Source organism: Nocardioides sp., assembly GCF_035503875.1.
Classification (GTDB): Bacteria; Actinomycetota; Actinomycetes; order Propionibacteriales; family Nocardioidaceae; genus Nocardioides.
Window position 1 is genome coordinate 1 of sequence record NZ_DATJTA010000053.1, and the last position, 19,334, is coordinate 19,334.

Below are 19,334 nucleotides of genomic sequence, written 5' to 3' on the forward strand. Positions count from 1 at the left end.
CTTGCAGACAACCCGTCAGCAAGTTCTGCCGACTCGGCGCTCTCGCGTTGCCAACGAGGACGAGGCGAATTAGCATCACGGACAGTCGTTCCGAATAACAGAACGACGTTCCACAATTCTGGAGGTTGCGGCCACATGGGACAGACCACGCTGGACAGGGAGACCGACAGCCGACGCTCGGTCCTGGGGCGGGCCTTCGACATCCTCGAGTGCTTCACCGACGGGGAACCCGAGCAGACGATCGGCTCGCTGTGCGCGAAGACCGACCTGCCGCCCGCGACCGTGCACCGGATGCTCGCCAACCTGGCCGAGTGGGGCGCCGTCGAGCGCGCCGCCCGTGGCCGCTACCGGCTGGGCATGCGCCTGTGGCGGCTGGGCTGGGGCGTCCCCGGCGCCCGCACGCTGAAGGACATCGCCCGCCCGTACCTCGTCGACCTGCACGCGGCCTGCGGTGAGCTGACCCTGCTGGCCTCGCGCGACCGCGACCAGGTGCTGGTCACCGACATCATCGCCGGCAATGCCGAGGCCCGACTGCAGCGGCTGCCGCGCCAGCTCCCGATGGTGGGCTCCGCGCCCGGTGCGGTGTTCCTGGCGAACATCGACCCCGAGGAGGCCACCCGGCTCGTCGGCTCGCGCGGCACCGTCGGGTTCCAGTTCTGGCAGCAGATGGCCGAGATCCGGCGCAACGGCGTGGCCGTGTCGCGCGGCGGCAAGCCCGGCTCCGCGGCGTGGGTCGCGGCCCCCGTCTTCGACGGCGCCGGTGCGATCCGCTCCACGATCTGCGTCGTGGTCCCCACCGAGCGGCTGAACGCCGTCGGCCTCTCCCGCGCCGTGAACCGGGCGGCCCGGGCGGTCAGCCAGGGGCTCTCCGTCGCGATGCCGTCGGCGAGCTGATCGGTGTCCGTCCTCGACAAGACCGTCCAGGTCATCGACGTCCTCGGCCGGGCCTCCGGCCCCATGCGGCTGGGCTCGGTCGCCGAGCACCTGGCGATGCCCAAGTCCTCGGCCCACCGCCTCCTGACGGAGCTCGCCCACCACGGCCTGGTACGCCGCGCCGGCGAGGGGGAGTACGCCCTCGGCTACCGGCTCGTGCAGTGGGGCCACCTCGCTGACCGCTCGGTCGGCCTGCGCCCGCTGGCCGAGCCCGTGATGACCGAGTTGCGCGACGAGATCCGCGAGAGCGTCCACCTCTACGTGCGCCAGGACCTCCACCGGGTCTGCGTGCTCTCGGTGGAGGGACCGCACACCCTGCGGCCCGTCGCCGTGCTCGGCAGCCCCATGCCGCTGGGGTACGGCGCCGCCGGCAAGCTGCTGCTCGCCCATGCGGACGAGCGGGTGCTCGAGGCGGTGGAGCGCGACCTGCCCGAGCACCGCGACCGGACCCTGCCCACGCGCGAGGATCTCGCCGCCATCCGCGACAGCGGCGTCGCGGTGTCGGTCGGCGAGATGGAGGACGGCCTGACCGCGTTGGCCACCCCCGTGCGGGCGCCCGGCGGTGGTGTCTTCGCCGCGTTGGCGATCGCCGGGGTGACCACCCGGATGCCGGCGGAACGGCACCCCGAGGTCGTCCGTCCGCTGACCGACGCGGCCGCGCGGATCAGCGCCGCGATCGGCGGCTGAGACGGCGCCAGCGGGCGTTCCGCAGGGTGCGAGAAGGGCCTGCGTGACCACCGTCGCCGAGCGAGGCTGGTCACAGCCGCCGCGACCTGCTCGTCGCGGCCCATGTCTGGAGGAAGGGGCGAGGATGCCATCCCTGTCGAGGAGCGAGACCAGCACGTTCGTGCAGACCCCGAGCGGGCGGATCCACCTGCACGAGGCGGGTGAGGGCCACCCCGTGGTCATGCTGCACGGCAGCGGTCCGGGCGCGACCGGGTGGAGCAACTTCAGCCCCAACATGGCCCACCTCGCCGAGCACTTCCGGGTGATCGCCCCGGACATGCCCGGCTGGGGCGAGTCGGACCCGGTCTCGTACGAGGACCGCGACCACGTCACCGCCGCGATCCAGCTGCTCGACGCGCTCGGCATCGAGAAGGCCGCCTTCGTCGGCAACTCCATGGGCGGCGCGACCTCGATCAAGGTGGCCGGCCGCCACCCCGAGCGGGTGAGCCACCTGGTGACCATGGGCTCGGGCGCGCCCGGCCCGCGGGTCTTCAGCCCGGGCGGCGGACCGACGGAGGGGCTGAAGGTCCTGCACCGCGGCTACCGCGACCCGTCGCTGGAGAACATGCGTGCGCTGTGCCGGATCATGGCCTTCGACCAGTCCTTCGCCTCCGACGAGCTGGTGCAGCAGCGCTTCGACAGCTGCGCCGCCCACCCCGAGCACATCGCCAACTTCGCCGCCGGGCTCGGCCGGCCGCGCCTGGGCGAGTCCACGCTGGCGGACGTCGCCTCGATCACGGCCCCGGCCATGATCATCCACGGCCGCGACGACCGGGTCGTCCACTTCGAGGCGGGTTTGCGCCTGGTGTCGACGATCGAGAACTCGCGCCTGGTCCTGCTCAACCGCTGCGGCCACTGGGCGCAGCTCGAGCACGCGGACGAGTTCAACCACCTCGTGCGCGACTTCATCGACCACGCAGTGCCCGCCGGGCGCTGAGACCCGCTGAGACCCGGAGGGACACACCACCATGAGTGAGCTGGTTGACCGGATCGAGGAGCTCGCCGAGTTCCTCGTCGACCAGGCCGAGGAGGCCGACTCCCTCGGCCACCTGCCGGACCGCACCCACAAGGCGCTGCGCGAGGTCGGCATCGTCAAGGCGCTGCAGCCACGGGACTTCGGCGGCGCCGAGACCCACCCCCGCGAGTTCTTCGAGGGCATCCTGGCCATCGGGTCCCGCTCCGCCTCGGCGGGCTGGGTCTCCTCGGTGGTCGGCGTGCACTCCTTCGAGCTGGCGCAGGGCACCCGGGCCGTCCAGGAGGAGATCTGGGGCGAGGACCCCGACACCTGGGTCGCCTCGCCGTACGCCCCGATCGGCCGCGCGAAGCGCACCGACGGCGGCTGGATCTTCAGCGGCCGCTGGCCCTTCTCCTCCGGCACCGACCTGTGCGACTGGGTGGTGCTCGGCGGCATGCTCACCGACGACGAGGGAGCGGTGCGCCCCGACGGGCTGCGCCACTTCATCCTGCCGCGCTCGGACTACACGATCCTCCAGGACTCCTGGAACGTCGTCGGCCTGAAGGGCACCGGCAGCAAGGACGTCGTCATCGACGGCGCCTTCGTCCCCGACCACCGGCTCATCGACCCCGAGGACCTCGGGTCGGGGGCCGCCGCGGAGCAGGCCGGCCGGGGCGACGTACCGCTCTACCGGATGCCGTTCCACTCCATGTTCAGCGGCGCGATCACCGCGGGCACGCTCGCCGCGGCCGAGGGCGCGCTGGCCGCCTGGGTGGCCTACACCAGGACCCGGGTCTCGGCCCGCGGCGTCACCGCTGCCACCGACCCGCGCCAGCTGCACGCGCTGGGCGAGGCGGCCTCGGACCTGCAGGCCAGCCGGATGCAGTTCCTCGCCGACATCGACCGGCTGTACGAGGTCGCGGCGTCGGGCCGGCCGATCGCCCTCGAGCTGCGCGCCGAGGTACGGCGCAACCAGGTCCGCGTCTCGCGCCGGGTCGGCGACGCGGTCGATCGCCTCGTCGCCCACGCCGGCGGCTCGGCGATGCGGCTCGACAACCCGATCCAGCGCTTCTGGCGCGACCTGCACATCGCACTCGGCCACGGCGCCAACGTGGCGGAGCCGGTCTACCAGGCCGCCGGAACGGTCGCCTTCGGGGGCGAGCCACCCGCCAACGTCCGGATGTGAGAGCCCCTGCACCCGGCCTCTGACGAGTCGTCGACCCGCGGATTCTGTGACTGCCCTCACTGGGCGGAATTGCGCTTCCCGGGGGTCTGAGCGGCTGACAGATTCGCCGATGTCCGAGCCCTTCCCGAGACGGACGACACTGTCTGTGGAGGTCGCTCAACACCGGGCCAGCAACTGGCCAAGACCTCTCGTGCCAAGGAGCACCATGAACACCACCAAGCACTCGATCCGCATCCCGGCCCTCGTCGTCGCGGCGGTCGCCGCGGTGACGCTCACCGCCTGCGGCGGCGACGACGACAGCGCGAGCGCGTCCGGGACCGACTCGGTGAAGGTCGCCGTCTTCCCCAGTTTCAACGCCCTCGGCGCCCACGCCGCGGAGATCGAGGGGACCTTCGAGAAGCAGGGACTCGACGTCGAGTTCGTCACCGTGGCCACGCCGGCCGAGGCGACGCCGCAGCTGCTCGGCGGCAAGGTCGACTTCGCCCTGATGGACGTCACCACCCCGGTGATCGCCCGCAGCGAGGGCGTCCCGATCGTCATGGTCGCCCCCGGCGCGACCGGCACCGCCCTGAACGCCGAGGGCATGGGCACCGGCAACTTCTGGGTCGCCAAGGACAGCGACATCACGTCGATCGAGGACATCCAGAACGCGACCTTCGGCATCCCGCAGACCAAGAGCCAGATCTGGGTCGACGTCCGCACGGTCGTGGACGCCGAGGGAGGCGACTCCTCGAAGATCGAGTTCGTCGAGGTGCCCAACACCATCGCCGCGCTGAAGTCGGGCAGCGTCGACGTGGTCACCACGGCCGAGCCCGCCGGCACGGCCGCCCTGGCCGACCCGGACCTCCAGCACCTCGCCGGCTTCGTGGCCGGTGGCGAGGGCGAGCTCGCCTACACCTACGTGACGAGCGAGAAGTTCGCGCAGTCCAACGGCGACACGGTCGAGAAGTTCGCGACCGCGATCCTGGACGCCAACAAGCTGCTCAACGCGGACCCGGCGCTGCCCGCCCAGATCGCCGAGACGTACGTCGACGCGCCGGCCGAGCTGCTGCAGAAGGCCGTCTACCAGCAGTTCGGCGAGGAGGCGATCGACGAGGAGATCGTCGAGGCCGGCATCGACCGGGTGCTCCGCTACGACCTGATCGCCGAGGAGGACGCGCCCGCCGCGGACGACCTCCTCGCGAACGACTGACATGGGCGCAGTGATCGATCGCACGTCCGCCGACGCGGGGGCCACCCCCGCGTCGGCGGACGCCGTGCCCGTGGCACCGACGAGGCGGCGCCCGAGGGCCGCCCGCCGCGCCCGGGCGGTGTCGCTGGTGCAGAAGGTCGTGGCACTGCTGGTCGCCCTCCTCATCTGGCACGTGTTCGCCAGGACGGGTGGCTCGGCGGCCGGCGTGCCGACGCCGGCCGAGCTGGTCGAGACCGGCTCGGACATGGTCACCACCGGCGACTACTGGTCGGCGGTCGGCAACACGCTCTCCTCGGCGCTCATCGGGTTCGCGCTGTCGGTGCTGATCGGCGTGCCGATCGGCCTGCTCAACGGGTCGTTCCCCGCGATGGAGCGCAGCACCCGCTTCGTGATCGACTTCGGGCGCACCATCCCGGGCGTCGCGATCCTCCCGGTCGTGCTGCTGCTCTTCGGGTCGAACCGCTCGATGGTCCTGATCCTGGTGATGTTCAGCGCCGTGTGGCCGATCCTGGTGCAGGCGACGTACGCCGCCCAGCAGCTGTCGCCGCAGATGCGCCAGGTCGCCACGTCGTTCCGGCTCAGCCGCACCAGCCGGATCCGCGACATCTACTTCCCCTCGGCGCTGCCGTTCCTGATGACCGGGCTGCGGATCTCCGCGACCATCAGCCTGCTGATCACGATCTCCTCGGAGTTCCTCGGTGGCGCCCCGGGCCTCGGCCAGCGGCTCTACAGCACGCTGACCGTCAACGACAACGACCGGATGTTCGTCTACGTCGTCACCGCGGCCCTGCTGGGCGTCGCCCTGAACTGGGTGCTCGTGGCCGCCCAGCGGCGCGTCCTGTGGTGGCACCCCTCCGAGAGGGAGAAGAACCGATGAGCACCTCGATGAGCATGGTCCGTCGCGTCCTGTGGGAGCTGTGGCTCCCCGTGCTGCTCGTGGCGATCTGGTGGTTCGCCAGCGCCAACAGCACCAACTTCTACTTCCCGCCGCTCGCCGACATCATGGACGAGTTCGTGGACATCTGGTTCTTCGAGGGGATCCGGACCGAGATCTGGCCCAGCGTCCAGCGGCTCGCCCTGGGCTTCGGCATCGCGGTCGTCGCGGGCGTCGTCCTGGGCATGCTCCTCGGCGTCGTGGACTGGCTCGACAACGCCGTACGCCCGATCGTGGAGTTCCTGCGCGCCACCCCGGGTGTCGCCATCCTTCCCGTCATGGTGCTGCTGCTCGGCCTCGGCACGAGCATGAAGGTCGGCATCATCGCGCTGGTCGCGACCTGGCCGATCCTGCTCAACACCATCGACGGCGTCCGATCCGTCGAGCCCGTGCTGCGCCAGGTGGCCGCCAGCCACCGGCTCAAGCTGAGCCACCGGATCCGCTTCATCATCCTGCCCAACGCGGCGCCGCAGATCTTCGCGGGCGCCCGTACGGCGCTGGCGATCTCGGTCGTCGCCATGGTGATCTCCGAGATGGTCGGCACCCCGGGCGGCATCGGGTACTTCATCCTCGACGCCCAGCGCAGCTTCAACACGGTGGCCATGTGGACCGGGATCATCGCGCTCGGCATCCTCGGCTACCTGCTCAACAAGCTCTTCGCCCTCGTCGAGGGCCGGGCCCTGTCGTGGCACCGCGGCATGACCGCCCACAACAACGGAGGAAAGTGATGACCGTGACCACCGAGAACACCGCGGGGCAGCCCGCAGCCACCTCGGACACCCCGGTGATCCAGGTCCAGGGGCTGGGCCACGCGTACGGCCCGCGCCAGATCTTCGAGGGTCTGGAGTTCTCGGTCGGCCAGGGCGAGTTCGTCTGCATCGTCGGCCCGTCCGGTGTCGGCAAGACCACCCTGCTGCAGAGCCTGACCGGACTGCTCCAGCCCAGCCAGGGCGCGGTGGTCTTCGAGGGCACGACCGTGAAGTCGCCGCCGGAGGGCCTGGCGATCGTCTTCCAGGACTACAGCCGCTCGCTGATGCCGTGGCTCTCCGTGCTCGACAACGTGGCGCTCCCGCTGCGGTCGATGGGGATCAAGAAGGCCGAGCGGGTCCGGATGGCGACCGAGGCGCTGACCGAGGTCGGCCTGCGCGACGTGACCGACGCCTACCCGTGGCAGCTCTCGGGGGGCATGCAGCAGCGCGTCGCCATCGCCCGCGCGCTGGCCTGCCAGCCCCGCGCCATCGTCATGGACGAGCCGTTCGCCTCGGTCGACGCGCAGACGCGCGCCGAGCTGGAGGACCTGGTGCTGCGGGTGCGCGACCACCTCGGCATCACCGTCATGCTGGTGACCCACGACATCGACGAGGCCGTCTACCTGGCCGACACGGTGCTCGTGCTGTCCGGCAAGCCCGCGACCGTCTCCGCCATGATCCCCGTCGAGCTGCCGGTGCCCCGGCACCAGCTGGACACCAAGGCGCTGCCGAAGTTCGCCGAGCTGCGCACCGAGGTCTACCGACTCATCAAGAACTCGGGCGCTCCCTCGGCGTCCGCCTGATCGTCGCCGTCGTCCGGGACAGGAGCACGACCATGGAGACCCACTCGTTCGACCCGGCGCTGTTCCGGGAGACGCTCGGCCACTACCCGACGGGGGTCGCGGTCGTCACCGCGATCGACGACACGGGCCGGCCGGTGGGCATGGTCGTGGGGTCCTTCACCTCGGTGTCGCTCGACCCGCCGCTGGTGGCGTACCTCCCCACCCGGACGTCGAGCAGCTACGCGCGGCTGCGCACCAGCCGGTACTTCTGCGTCAACGTCCTCGCGGCGGACCAGCAGGACCTCTGCGGACGCTTCGCCTCGCGGGCCGAGGACAAGTTCGAGGGCGTCGGCTGGGAGCCGGCGGCTCAGGGGTCGCCGGTCCTGGCCGGTGCCGTCGGGTGGATCGAGTGCGAGGTCGCCGAGGAGCTCGACGGCGGCGACCACGCGATCGTCGTCGGCCGGGTCCTCGACCTCGCCGTCCAGCGCCCGACGCTGCCGCTGCTCTTCTTCCAGGGCGGCTACGGCCGCTTCGCCCTGCCGTCGCCGGTCGCGAGCTCCGACCCCGAGCTGATCGAGAGCGCCCAGATGGCCGAGGTGGTCCGCGGCCCGCTCGAGGAGCTCGCCCGTGAGCTCGGCGCCGACTGCAGCGTGATGGCCCGGGTCGGCGACGAGGCGGTCTTCGTGGCCGCCTCCAGCCGCGGTGGCCAGGAGCCCGGCAGCCTCGCGGTGGGTCACCGGATCCCGCTGATCCCCCCGGTCGGCACCGTCTTCTGCGCCCAGGCGCCGGACGAGGAGGTCGGGCGCTGGCTGAGCCGCGCCAAGGCCTCCGAGGAGGACCGGGCCAGCTTCCGCGCGAACCTCGCCGCCGTACGGCGCCACGGCTACTCGCTCTCCCTCGTGCCCCAGGCCCCGGCCGACCGGGTCGCGCTGATGAGCGACTACTCCGGGGTCGACGTGATGCCCGTGCACGAGCGTCGGATCCGCCAGATGATCTCCGAGAGCGCGTCGCTCTACGAGCCCGTGCTCGACCCGGACGCGACCCACGACCTGCACTCCGTGATCGTCCCGATGCCGACCGACGAGGACCAGACCCGGCTCGCGCTGCGGCTCTCGGGACTGCCCCAGGGCGCCACCGTCGCCCGGATCGAGGAGTGGATCGCCGCCCTGTCCCGGGTGGCCGAGCAGGGTGCGGCCCTGCTGCGCGAGCGCGCCGAACGCTTGGCCGGCTCCTAGGCGCTTTTCCGCTCCGTGCCACGAGCACTGGGAGCGTCCCGCGCGGGAGCGCAGGATCGCCTCAGGACTTCTAGACGAGGAGAACGACATGCAGGCGAAGGTCAAGGCCCTGGGGTACGCGGTGGTCTCCGCGACCGACCTGGACGAGTGGGTGAAGTTCGGCTCCGGCCTGCTCGGCCTCCAGGTGGCGCACCGCGACGACGACCGGCTGCTGCTCCGGATGGACCACTACGCGTACCGTTTCGACGTCCGCCGCGCCGACGAGGGCGGCGCCCTCGCGCTGGGCTGGGACGTCGGCGGCCCGGAGGCGCTGGCCGAGCTGACCGCCCGCCTCACCGAGGCCGGGTACGCCGTCGAGCAGGGCTCCGCGGAGCTGATCGCCGAGCGCAAGGTCGTCGACGTGGTCCGCTTCCGCGACCCCGAGGACATCATCGACCACGAGCTGTTCTGGGGCCTGAAGAGCGCCACCGAGAAGTTCGTCTCGCCGATCGGTGCCAGCTTCGTCGCGGGCGACCTCGGCTTCGGCCACGCCTTCCAGGCCCTCCACCACGGCAACGACGCGTACAACAAGCTGTTCCGCGAGATCCTCGGGTTCCGGCTCAGCGACCACATCGAGATGCCGGGCGACCTCGGCACCTTCGTGCACTGCAACCCGCGCCACCACTCGTTCGCCTTCGCCAACGCGCCGCACCGCCCCGCCGGCATCGGCCACTTCATGTTCGAGATCGACGACCTCGACCTGCTCGGCCGGCAGTGGGACGCCGTCCAGGACGCCGGCGTCACGGTCCTCTCGACGCTGGGCAAGCACACCAACGACGAGATGATCTCCTTCTACGTCCGCAGCCCCTCCGGCTTCGGCATCGAGTACGGCGTCGGCGGCATCCTCATCGACGACGAGACCTGGCTGCCGGTGCGCTACGACTCCGCGCACTACTGGGGACACCGGCGTCCCGAGGGCGTCTGACCCTCCGCGCCTCTCGAGCCCAGCCCGGCGGGGTAGTCCGTCACACAGGGGGTGGATTCCGCACCGCGGACCCCCCTCCTGTGACGGACTATCCCGCCGACGGCGACATCACCCCGACCCTCAGACCTGCCCGGCGCGGTACGCCGCCAGCACCTCGTCGACCCGGTCCTCGTTCCGCTCGGACAGCGGGATGAGCAGCTCGGTCACCACGTCGGTGAGCTCGGCGATGCGGCGGTTGAGCTGGCGGTTCTCCTGCGCCTCGGCCTCGAGCGCGGCCAGGCGCGCGCGGACGGAGAGCGGGCGCCGGCGCAGCTGCTCGAGGCGGTCGCGGGCGCTGCGGACACGGGACTGGACGGCGCTCATGCGACGCTCCTCTGCTTCTCTCGCCGGGGGTGCTGCCGGACGCGTGTAGCGGGCTGGGTGGGGGCCGACGACCCGGGGCGGGGCCAGCCGACCCGGAGCCGGGCGACGGCAGGGTCGGGTTGGCCTGCCAGGTCGGTGCCGGGACCGACCTCCTGGAGCTCGACGACCCCGCCCGCCGCCTCGATCTCGGCGACCAGCTCGGCCAGGTCGACGCGCCGGGCGGGTCCCACGGGTTCGGGGAGCCCGCTCCCGGCGACGGCCACTTCGAGGAACGAGCTGCGCCCGGTCATCCGGCACAGCCGCCACAGGTTGGCCCGCTCGGCGTCGTCGAGGGCACCGACCAGGTGGCGCGCGTGCACGTGGTGGGGGGATCGGGCGAGGGTGGCGCCGAGGGTCAGGACGGCGCGGAGGTCCCCGAGGGCGACGATCTCGAAGGGCACCTCGACGCCGAGGCGCCGCGCCCGCTGCTGGAGCACCCCGCGGGCGGCCCGGGCGAAGTCGACCGCGAGGACCGGGCGGCCGGTGCGGGCGTACCAGAGCGCGTCGCGGCCGGTGCCGCAGCCGAGGTCGACGACCGGGGCGTGGCGCGGCAGCTGCCGGTGCACCCAGGCGGCGAGGTCCGAGCGCCGGATCGGCGCGGCGGGACCGCGGCGGTGCAGCTCCGTCCAGGTCCCGACCTGGGTGCGGAAGCCGCGCAGCCACCCGTCCAGGCGCCGGATGCCGGCGGGCGGGTCGGCGTACTTGAACGACGGGTCGGGGACCCGCCAGCTGGGTCCGTAGACGAACGCCAGCATCGCCTCGGGGTCGGCCGGGGCCGGGAACTGGACGCCGTGCAGGGTGATCGTCGAGACCGGCAGGATCGCGGAGGCGGGCAGCGTCCCGCTGCGGTTGCCGAGCTGGAAGAACGTGTCGCCGACGTGGAAGGCGACGAAGATGTCGATGTGGCACTCGCGGCCGTCGGAGAGCGGCAGCAGCAGCTTCACGTCGCCGCCGGACATCCGGATGCAGCGCCAGCCGCGGCCCCGCATCACCCGCTCGACGTGGAACGACTCCAGGATCACGTCGGCCGGCGAGGTGTGCCGCGAGAGGTAGCAGACGTCGGTGTCGGAGTCGTGGGCGATCATGGCGCCGTCCCGGACGGCGCCGAGCAGGGCGCCGTAGTTCAGGTACGCCTCGACGCCGGCGTGCTCGCGCAGGTCGTCGAGCGCGCGACGGGTGCCGTGCAGGATCTCCGCGCGGATCGACTCGTCGGTGGCGTCGAAGGCCCGGCACAGGTGGCCGACCTTGTCGATGGCCAGCGGGTTGCCCTGCCGGTCCTCGACCCGCACCCGGGCGAGCTCGTCGGCCGGCGTACCGAGCACGACCTCGTCGTCGAAGAGGACCCGCTCGCCGTCGACGTCGGCGACCCGGACCGCGCTGCGCCCGTGGAGGTACGACGTGAGCGCCGCCGGCCACTCGACGAGGACGCCGGAGCCGGACGGACGCCCGTCGCGCTGCGGGGTGAACGACCAGACGTAACGGCCGTCCAGCGTGACGACCAGGGGAGTGGCGGGCGGGGAGGTGAGCCGGATGCCGTCGTCGGTGACGCTGACGCTCATCCCGCGAGGGCGCTGCCGATGGCCGAGCGCAGGGCCGTGCTCGAGGTCTGCAGCGTGTAGGGGAACCAGACGATCTCGACGCCCAGCCCCTGCATCCGAGTCACCAGGGCGTCGCCCTTGGCCGTGCCCTGCCAGTCGTCGCCCTTGAAGAGCCGGTGGAAGCCGACCTCGCGCCAGGCGTCGGCCTTGTCGGTCGTCACCTCGGCGTACACCGCGTCGACGATGCCGATCGCCTCGACGATCTCCAGCCGCTCGGCGAGGGGGACGAACGGGCGCACGCCCTTCTTCTCCTCGCACACCTCGTCGGCGACCACCCCTGCGACCAGGACGTCGCACATCGCGCGGGCCTGCCGCAGGGCGTTGAGGTGGCCCACGTGGAAGAGGTCGTAGACACCCGGCACGTAGCCGATGACCGGTCCCATGGGCACTCCTTGCTCGTCTAAGTAGTACTAAGTTACTTGACTTTATCCGAACAATGGAAAAAATCGTCAATTGGACTGGACCGGTGTTGCGGGCGACCGCCACGCATGACGGCACGACGCTCTGGCTACGGTGACGCGGTGCCCCTTCCCCAGTGCCGCATCGAGTCCGACGGGCCCGACCGGCTCCGCGTCGAGGGCGACCTCGACGAGCTCGGGGTCCCGGCCCTGCGCAGCGCGCTCGAGATCCACGGCGTCGCGCACGAGCTGACCGTCGACCTCAGTGACGCGTCGTACGTCTGCTCGCAGGCCGTCTCCGTCCTGGTCGGTGCCATGCGCGGCGCCGAGGCCGGGGGACGCCGACTCGTGGTCGCCGCCCGGTCCGGGTCGATCGCCCAGCGGGTCCTGCAGGTCCTGGTCATCCCACACGAGTCCACCTGATCCGGCCCAGCATGGAGAATGGGCGGGTGATCACGGAGGCGAGCCCCGCGCTGCGGCTGGTGCGCGCCGTCGCACTGGCTGGGGTCGCGACCATGCTCGGTACCGTCGCGCACACCCTCGCGGGCGGCCGGCTGCCCGGTACGACGGGCTTCACGGTCCTGGTCCTCCTGCTCGTCGCGGGCGCCTGTCCGCTGCTGCGCAGCGCCGCTTCCACCGGCCGGGTCGTCGCCCTGGTGGCCGGCGGCCAGACCCTCGTGCACACCGTGCTCACCGCGACCGCCGGTCACGCCGGCGACGGCGTGACGGCGCAGCCCGCGCCTCCCGTGGTCCCGGTCCCCTCGGAGTCGGTCCTGGCGAGCACCCGTCGCGTCGGCAACCTCGCCGACCAGCTGCATCCCCAGCTCGCCACCGGCCACGCCGACGGCCCCGTCGTGCCCGACTGGGTGCTGCACCTGCTCGCGGACCTCCAGCCGTCCCAGCTGCCCATGGCGCTGACGCACCTCCTGGCCGCGGTCGGGGTCGGGCTCTGGCTGGCGTCGGGCGAGCGCGCCCTGTTCACGCTGCTCACCCTGGCGGCGGCGCCGGTGCTGCGGCTGATCGCGCCGATCGCGGCGCCTGTCCGGCGCGCACCGGCCCCCGCGTTGCGCACCCGCTTCCTGCTCCGCGCCGTACGGCGGGAGCTGCTGCTCGGCTCCTGCGTGGCCCGTCGCGGACCGCCCGCCCTGGTGCTCGCCGCCTGACCCGCTCCCGGTCCGAGGGGGCGGTCGTCGTACCCACCCTCTTTCATCCGAGATCAGGAGCACCACCATGTCCGTCCGTACCTTCGCGCGCGTCGGCGCGCCCACCGCCGCCGTCGCGCTCGCCCTCGGCGTCGCCGGCCCGGCCGCCGCCCACGTCACCATCACCCCGACCGAGACCGCGGCCGGCGCCTACACCGTGCTGACTTTCAGCGTCGGGCACGGCTGCGAGGGCTCGCCCACCACGCGCGTCGCCATCGCGCTGCCGGAGGAGATCAACGCCGCCACGCCGACCCGCAACCCGTACTACGACGTCGAGAAGGTGACCGAGAAGCTCGACGAGCCCGTCCAGGACGCGCACGGCAACGAGATCACCGAGCGGGTCGCGCAGATCGTCTACACGGCGACGACGCCCCTGCCCGACGACCAGCGGGACGCCTTCGAGCTCTCCCTGCAGCTGCCCGAGGCGGCCGGCGAGACCCTGGCCTTCCCGACGATCCAGACCTGCGAGGAGGGCGAGACGGCCTGGACCGAGGTCGTCGAGCCGGATGCCGCCGAGCCGGAGCACCCTGCGCCGGTCGTCACGATCACCGACGCCGCCGGCGACGCCCACGGCGCGCACGGAGCCGGCTCCGAGGAGGGCGACGGCTCGACCATGCCCGTGGACGTGCCCGCCGACGACGCCGACGCGGACGCCGCGAGCGACGACGACAGCGGCACCGGCACCGCGCTCGGAGTCGCGGGCCTGGTCGCGGGTCTGCTCGGGCTCGCGGCGGGCGCGCTCGCGCTGGTCCGCACCCGCCGTCCGTGACCCGGGTCCTCCGGCTCGCGCTCGTCATCGGTCTCGCTCTGCTTGCGACGGCGGCCGGCATCTCGCCGGCCGCCGCCCATGCGCAGCTGATCTCGAGCGACCCCGCCGACGGCAGCGTCGTCGAGGCGGCACCGGCGGAGATCGTGCTGACCTTCAACGAGCCGGTGCGCCTCCAGCGCGCCCGGATCTTCGCCGCCGACGGAGCCGAGCTCGACGTCGAGGCGCGATCCAGTGACTCGGTCGTGACGATCGTGCCCGAGCAGGACCTGGGCGAGGGCACGATCGTGGTCAGCTGGGAGCTGGCCTCGGCCGACACGCACGTGGTGTCGGGCGCCATCTCGTTCTCGGTCGGCACCCCGTCGGCGGGTACGACGACCGCCGCGGCCGCGGAGGCCGGCCCGGCCGCGACCGTCGTGGGCGTGCTCGGTCTGCTCGCGACCGCCGTCGCGATCGGTGGGGTCGTGCTGCGCCGTACCGCTGTGCGGCAGAGTGCCTGGCTGGTCGCGGTGGCCGCGGCCGTGCTCTGGCTGCCGTTGTCGACCGGCGGTCGGCTGCGGGACTGGGCCACCTGGCTGGACGGGGCGCTCTCGTGGCGCGGCCTGCTCCTGCTCGGGGCGCTCGCGGGTCTCGCCGGGGTGGTCTCGGCCGGGCGTCGCGCGACGCTCGCCCTGGGGGCGGCCGTCCTGGTCGCGGCCGGCGGTGGGCTGATCGCGGTCCCCGGACCCACGGCTGCGGTGCCACCGGCCGGTGTCGCCGCGGGTGCCGGCCCGCAGGAACTGTCCGGCGAGCTCGGCGACGGACGGATCGACGCCGTCGTGGACCGGGCCGCCGACGGCCGGACGACCCTGGAGATCCAGGCCGTCGACGAGGCGGGCGAGCCCGTCACGCCGGTCGACGTACCGGTGGTCCGGCTCCGCTCGGACGGGCTCGACCTCGGGCCGCTCGTGCTCGAGGAGGTCGGCGCCGGGAGCTGGACGGGCACGACCACGGTCCCGACCACCGGAGCCTGGACGCTGGAGGTCAGCGTGCGGCTCAGCGAGTTCGAGAACCCGGTGGCGAGCCTGCCCTTCGACGTCGCGGGCTGAGAGACGAGGACGTCATGCGAGCCGGTCGCTCGGACGACCGGCTCGGATGACGTCCGCCCATTTCCGGACGGGTCTTGTCCCAAAAGGCGCGCGGGTCTAGGTTCCGCGCATGGCACCCCAGCGTCCGATCCGCGTCTTCCAGGTCGCCACCGGCAATGTCGGCACCGAGATGGTCAAGCGCCTGCAGCGCCATCGCGAGCTGGAGCTGGTGGGCCTGCACTGCTACTCGCCCGAGAAGGTCGGCCGCGACGCGGGCGAGATCGCCGGCATCGACCCCATCGGCGTCCTGGCCACCGGGACGGTCGCGGAGATCCTGGCGGCGGAGCCGGACGTCCTCACCTTCCACGGCGTGTGGCCCGACGTCGACCTGTACGTCGAGGTCCTCGAGGCCGGCATCGACATCGTGACGACCGCCGACTGGATCACCGGCCACCACCGCGCCGCCAACCACCGCCGAGCCGACGGCACCACCGAGACCGAGCTGATCGCGGCCGCCTGCGAGCGCGGCGGCTCGACCTTCTACGGCACCGGCATGAACCCCGGGCTGGCCCAGATCCTGACGACGGTGCACTCCGCGGACGTCGCGGAGATCGAGAACGTCACCTGCATCGAGTCCGTCGACGTCTCGTGCCACCACTCCTCCGACACCTGGGCCAACTGCGGCTTCGGTCGTCCCGTCGACGACCCGGAGGTGCCCCGGCTGCTGGAGATCGGGACCCGCGTCTTCGGCGACGGCGTGCACCTGATGGCCGACTGCTTCGGCATCGAGCTCGACGAGGTCACCTTCGACTACCAGCTGGGCGCGTGCACCAAGGACGTCGACCTGGGCTGGTACCAGCTGCCGCAGGGCTCGGTCGGCGGCGCCGCGTTCCAGTACGTCGGCCGGGTCGCCGGCGTACCCCGCGTCGAGCTGCACCTGGAGTGGCAGATGACGCCGCTCACCGAGCCCAAGTGGGACGTCCAGGGCTGCTACATCACCAAGATCCAGGGCGACCCGGTGATCTACAGCAAGCACCTGATCCTGCCGAAGCCCGGCACCGACTTCTCCTCGGTCGAGTCCTTCGCCGCGATCGGCATGACCGTGACCGGGATGCCCGCGCTGAACGCGATCCCGGCTGTGGTCGCAGCTCCGCCGGGCATCGTCACCAGCGCCGACCTGCCGTTGCGGGCCTTCGGCGGGCGGTTCGTCGAGGCGGCGTACGCCGACCGCTGACCCGCCTCGTGAACGCGTTCCCGCACCTGCTGCGACCGGGTCGGATCGGGTCGATGACGACCCGCAACCGGATCGTCATGTCCCCGATGGAGACGATGTACGGCACTCCGGACGGGCTGCCGTCGGACCGCACGGTCGCCTACTTCGCCGAGCGTGCCGCGGGCGGCGTCGGGCTGGTCACGCTCGGGGCGACGGGCATCGACCACCGGCACCCGGAGACGCCCGGCGGGCTCCACATCGGCACGGAGGAGGCGGTGGCCGCGCACCGGCGGCTGGTCGAGGCGGTGCATGAGCACGGCGCCCGGATCCAGCCGCAGATCGTGCACGCCGGGCCGGACGGGCTCGGCCCGGAGATGCACGGCGTGACGTCGCTGGGTCCGAGCGTGATCCCGTCGTACCTCACCGGCCGACCCTCGGAGGAGCTGACCAAGGACCAGATCGGCGAGCTGCTCGACCTCTACCGGGCGGCGGTGCACCGCGTCGCCGAGGCGGGGTACGACGGCCTCGAGCTGCACGCCGCGCACGGCTACATGATGATCGGCTCGTTCCTCGCGCCGCAGCGCAACCGCCGCACCGACCGCTACCGCGGGTCGAGCCCCGAGGGCCGGCTGCGGCTGCTGCTGGAGGTGCTCGCGGCGATCCGGGCCGAGGTCGACCTGCCGGTCACGCTGCGGATCTCCGGCTACGAGCGGGTTGCCGGCGGCCGGCCGGTCTGGGAGACCGCAGGTGCCGCGCCGATGCTCGTGGAGGCGGGGGTCGCGGCCTTCCATGTCAGCGGCGGCGTGATCGACCGCCTGGTCACGCGGATGGTCAACGGCGCCGACGACGGCGACGGGCTCAACGTCGGGGCGGCGGCCGCCGTGCGCCAGGTCGTCGACGTGCCGGTGATCGCCGTCGGGCGCCTGCACGACCCGGCGCTCGCCGAGCGGGTCCTGGCCGAGGGTCGGGCCGACTTCGTCGCGATGGCGCGGCCGCTGCTCGCCGACCCGGACCTGCCGCGCAAGCTGGCCACGGGCCAGGGCCACCGGGTGCGGCGCTGCATCTCCTGCGAGAACTGCATCGACTCGCTCGAGCAGCGCTTCTCGGTCGACTGCGCCGTCAATGCCCGGACCGGCCGGGAGCTGGAGCTGCTGCCCGTGCCCGCTCCTCGGACGCGGCACGTGGTGGTCGTCGGCGGCGGCCCCGGCGGACTGGAGGCGGCCCGCGTCGCGGCCGGCCGCGGCCACCGGGTGACGCTGCTCGAGCGCGGCCGCCGGCTCGGTGGCGCGCTGGTCTGGGCGTCGGTCGTGCACCCCGAGAACGAGCCGTTCCTCGGCTGGCTGCTCGGCGAGGTCGCGCGGGCGGGGGTCGACGTACGCCTCGGCGCGGACGCGACGCCCGACCTGGTGGCCGGACTCCGTCCGGACGCGGTCGTCGTCGCCACCGGCGCCCGGATCGAGGTGCCGGCCCTTCCCGGCGCCCACCTGCCCCACGTACGGCGCGGGGTCGAGCTCCGCGAGCGGCTCGCCGGCCTGCCGGGTCAGCGCCTGCTCCGTCCCGGTCTGCTGCGCACGGCCAGCCGCGCCTGGCTGCCGGTCGGGCGCCGGGTCGCGATCGTGGGTGGCGACCTGGTCGCCGTCGAGCTGGCGGAGTTCCTGGCCCGCCGCGGACGGCTGGTCACGCTGCTGGAGGAGGGTCCCGAGCTCGCGCCGGAGATCGGCTGGAAGCGCCGTACCGAGCACATGGACCGCCTCGACCGGCTCGGCGTCACCGCTCATGCCGGCGCGGTCGTCGAGCGGATCACCCTGTCCGGGCTCGCCTTCCGCCCCGCGGGCGGTGCCACGCGCGACCTCGCCGCGGACACGGTCGTGCTCGCCGGCGCCGCCCACCCGGACCTGGCCCTGCACGACGCCCTGGTCGCCCGCCTCCCCGGCGTCCCGGTCCACCCGGTCGGGGACTGCACCGGCCTCGCCCTGATCCGCGGCGCCGTCGAGACCGCCTCCCGCGCCGCCCACGCCCTCTGACCCACGCCCACCCGGCGTGAATGTGGTGCCGACCCGGCGCGAACTCGCGCCGGGTCGGCGGGGTCAGCGGGGCTCGTGCGACTCCAGGTCGTTGTTGAAGTCCGAGTCCTTGCGCGACAGGTGCTCGCGCCGCTCCTCCGGCGTCAGCGCCTCGAGCTGCGCGCGTACGTCGGAGGGGAAGCCGGTCAGCTCGGGGGCCTCGGCCAGCGGGACGGTCGTCTGGACGACGCGGTCGTCGTACACGTGCATCATCGAGAACGACTGGTGCCCGTCGACCCCCGACACGAAGCGCTCCATCGGCGCCGGGTCCGAGGTGTAGCAGGTCGCGGAGGCCACCGAGACCGGGATGCCGGCGAAGGTGGAGTACGTCGAGAAGTGCAGGTGCCCGCCGAGGATCGTGCGTACGTCGGTCCCGCGCACCACCTCGGCGAGGAGGTGCTGGTCGGCGAGCTCGATGACCTCCGCGGCGGGCAGCATCGGTGTCGGCACGGGCGGGTGGTGCATCGCCAGGATGGTGCCGTACGGCGCGGGCGTGGCCAGTACGCCGGCCAGCCAGTGCAGCTGGTCCTCGGTCAGCTCCCCGTGGTGGTAGCCGACGACGCTGGTGTCGAGCGCGACGATCCGCAGGCCGGCCACGTCGTGCACCCGGTCCTGCGTGGCCTCGGGGGAGTCGGGCTCGACGCCGAACAGCCCGCGTGAGTACGCCGCCCGCTCGTCGTGGTTGCCCATCGTCCAGATCACCTCGGCGCCGAGGTCCGCGGCGGCGGGCTCGACGATCTCGCGCAGCCGCGTGTAGGCCTCCGGCTCGGCCTTGTCGGCGAGGTCGCCGGTGAAGACCAGGGCCTGCGGAGTGAGCGCGACGTGCGCCAGTCTCTCGAGCGCGCGGCGCAGGCCGACCTCGGTGTCGACGACGCCGTACTGCCGCACGCCGCCGGCGAGCAGGTGCGGGTCGCTCAGGTGCGCGATCGTGTGGGTGGGTGCGGGGTGTTGGCCGAGTTGCACGGAGGG

The 19,334-nt window shown here is 72.8% G+C and carries 20 protein-coding genes; 16 read left to right on the forward strand and 4 right to left on the reverse strand.

The features are described 5' to 3' along the window. Nucleotides 1–135 precede the first annotated feature (135 nt). The 10 genes from VMF51_RS12220 (at nucleotide 136) to VMF51_RS12265 (ending at nucleotide 9,656) form a co-directional block, all read left to right on the forward strand. The gene (locus VMF51_RS12220) at nucleotides 136–894 is read left to right on the forward strand and encodes an IclR family transcriptional regulator (RefSeq protein WP_325474712.1); all 759 of its coding nucleotides are present in this window, start codon (nucleotides 136–138) and stop codon (nucleotides 892–894) included. Between the two features lie 3 nt (nucleotides 895–897). Then, nucleotides 898–1,620, forward strand: coding sequence for an IclR family transcriptional regulator (locus tag VMF51_RS12225; RefSeq protein ID WP_325474713.1), 723 nt, complete (start codon nucleotides 898–900; stop codon nucleotides 1,618–1,620). 124 nt (nucleotides 1,621–1,744) lie between these two features. Beyond that, nucleotides 1,745–2,596, forward strand: a complete 852-nt coding sequence (locus VMF51_RS12230) for an alpha/beta hydrolase (RefSeq protein ID WP_325474714.1) — start codon at nucleotides 1,745–1,747, stop codon at nucleotides 2,594–2,596. A 31-nt stretch (nucleotides 2,597–2,627) separates the two neighbouring features. Continuing rightward, entirely contained in the window at nucleotides 2,628–3,800 is a 1,173-nt protein-coding gene (locus VMF51_RS12235) for a hydroxylase (protein WP_325474715.1), read from the forward strand. A 205-nt stretch (nucleotides 3,801–4,005) separates the two neighbouring features. Next, the gene (locus tag VMF51_RS12240) at nucleotides 4,006–4,992 is read left to right on the forward strand and encodes an ABC transporter substrate-binding protein (RefSeq protein ID WP_325474716.1); all 987 of its coding nucleotides are present in this window, start codon (nucleotides 4,006–4,008) and stop codon (nucleotides 4,990–4,992) included. 1 nt (nucleotide 4,993) lies between these two features. Beyond that, a complete protein-coding gene (locus tag VMF51_RS12245) occupies nucleotides 4,994–5,869 on the forward strand; it encodes an ABC transporter permease (protein ID WP_325474717.1) in 876 nt (291 codons plus the stop codon). Further along, the gene (locus tag VMF51_RS12250; RefSeq protein ID WP_325474718.1) at nucleotides 5,866–6,654 is read left to right on the forward strand and encodes an ABC transporter permease; all 789 of its coding nucleotides are present in this window, start codon (nucleotides 5,866–5,868) and stop codon (nucleotides 6,652–6,654) included. Before VMF51_RS12245 ends, VMF51_RS12250 begins: the two co-directional genes overlap by 4 nt. Continuing rightward, nucleotides 6,654–7,478 carry an ABC transporter ATP-binding protein gene (locus VMF51_RS12255; protein ID WP_325474719.1) on the forward strand — a complete coding sequence of 275 codons (825 nt, stop codon included), beginning with the start codon at nucleotides 6,654–6,656 and terminating at the stop codon, nucleotides 7,476–7,478. The genes VMF51_RS12250 and VMF51_RS12255 overlap by 1 nt, the downstream gene beginning before the upstream one ends. A 32-nt stretch (nucleotides 7,479–7,510) precedes the next feature. After that, entirely contained in the window at nucleotides 7,511–8,692 is a 1,182-nt protein-coding gene (locus VMF51_RS12260; RefSeq protein ID WP_325474720.1) for a flavin reductase, read from the forward strand. Nucleotides 8,693–8,780: 88 nt separating this feature from the next. Continuing rightward, complete coding sequence (locus VMF51_RS12265) at nucleotides 8,781–9,656, forward strand: VOC family protein (protein WP_325474721.1); 876 nt, start codon at nucleotides 8,781–8,783, stop codon at nucleotides 9,654–9,656. Nucleotides 9,657–9,776: 120 nt separating this feature from the next. On the opposite strand, the gene VMF51_RS12270 is transcribed toward VMF51_RS12265, so the two are convergent. Genes VMF51_RS12270 through VMF51_RS12280 form a run of 3 tightly spaced genes read right to left on the reverse strand, consistent with a single transcriptional unit; the run spans nucleotide 9,777 to nucleotide 12,039 of the window. Further along, nucleotides 9,777–10,019: a DUF6752 domain-containing protein gene (locus tag VMF51_RS12270; RefSeq protein ID WP_325474722.1), complete on the reverse strand. Its 243-nt coding sequence runs from the start codon at nucleotides 10,017–10,019 to the stop codon at nucleotides 9,777–9,779. Continuing rightward, nucleotides 10,016–11,617: a class I SAM-dependent methyltransferase gene (locus tag VMF51_RS12275; protein WP_325474723.1), complete on the reverse strand. Its 1,602-nt coding sequence runs from the start codon at nucleotides 11,615–11,617 to the stop codon at nucleotides 10,016–10,018. Before VMF51_RS12275 ends, VMF51_RS12270 begins: the two co-directional genes overlap by 4 nt. Further along, nucleotides 11,614–12,039, reverse strand: a complete 426-nt coding sequence (locus VMF51_RS12280; RefSeq protein ID WP_325474724.1) for an adenylyltransferase/cytidyltransferase family protein — start codon at nucleotides 12,037–12,039, stop codon at nucleotides 11,614–11,616. The genes VMF51_RS12275 and VMF51_RS12280 overlap by 4 nt, the downstream gene beginning before the upstream one ends. A gap of 138 nt (nucleotides 12,040–12,177) precedes the next feature. Between VMF51_RS12280 and VMF51_RS12285 the strand changes: the two genes are divergently transcribed. The 6 genes from VMF51_RS12285 to VMF51_RS12310 all read left to right on the forward strand — a co-directional run bounded on the left by VMF51_RS12285 (nucleotide 12,178) and on the right by VMF51_RS12310 (nucleotide 18,326). Further along, complete coding sequence (locus tag VMF51_RS12285; RefSeq protein ID WP_325474725.1) at nucleotides 12,178–12,477, forward strand: STAS domain-containing protein; 300 nt, start codon at nucleotides 12,178–12,180, stop codon at nucleotides 12,475–12,477. A gap of 26 nt (nucleotides 12,478–12,503) precedes the next feature. Continuing rightward, complete coding sequence (locus VMF51_RS12290; protein WP_325474726.1) at nucleotides 12,504–13,217, forward strand: hypothetical protein; 714 nt, start codon at nucleotides 12,504–12,506, stop codon at nucleotides 13,215–13,217. A 67-nt stretch (nucleotides 13,218–13,284) separates the two neighbouring features. Further along, nucleotides 13,285–14,025 (forward strand): YcnI family protein, encoded by a 741-nt coding sequence (locus VMF51_RS12295; RefSeq protein ID WP_325474727.1) that lies wholly within the window; start codon nucleotides 13,285–13,287, stop codon nucleotides 14,023–14,025. Then, nucleotides 14,022–15,110, forward strand: a complete 1,089-nt coding sequence (locus tag VMF51_RS12300) for a copper resistance CopC family protein (protein WP_325474728.1) — start codon at nucleotides 14,022–14,024, stop codon at nucleotides 15,108–15,110. Before VMF51_RS12295 ends, VMF51_RS12300 begins: the two co-directional genes overlap by 4 nt. A 109-nt stretch (nucleotides 15,111–15,219) precedes the next feature. After that, the gene (locus tag VMF51_RS12305; protein ID WP_325474729.1) at nucleotides 15,220–16,323 is read left to right on the forward strand and encodes a hypothetical protein; all 1,104 of its coding nucleotides are present in this window, start codon (nucleotides 15,220–15,222) and stop codon (nucleotides 16,321–16,323) included. Nucleotides 16,324–16,331: 8 nt separating this feature from the next. Continuing rightward, entirely contained in the window at nucleotides 16,332–18,326 is a 1,995-nt protein-coding gene (locus tag VMF51_RS12310; protein WP_325474730.1) for an FAD-dependent oxidoreductase, read from the forward strand. 63 nt (nucleotides 18,327–18,389) lie between these two features. On the opposite strand, the gene VMF51_RS12315 is transcribed toward VMF51_RS12310, so the two are convergent. Continuing rightward, nucleotides 18,390–19,328 (reverse strand): metallophosphoesterase, encoded by a 939-nt coding sequence (locus VMF51_RS12315; protein WP_325474731.1) that lies wholly within the window; start codon nucleotides 19,326–19,328, stop codon nucleotides 18,390–18,392. Nucleotides 19,329–19,334: the final 6 nt, after the last annotated feature.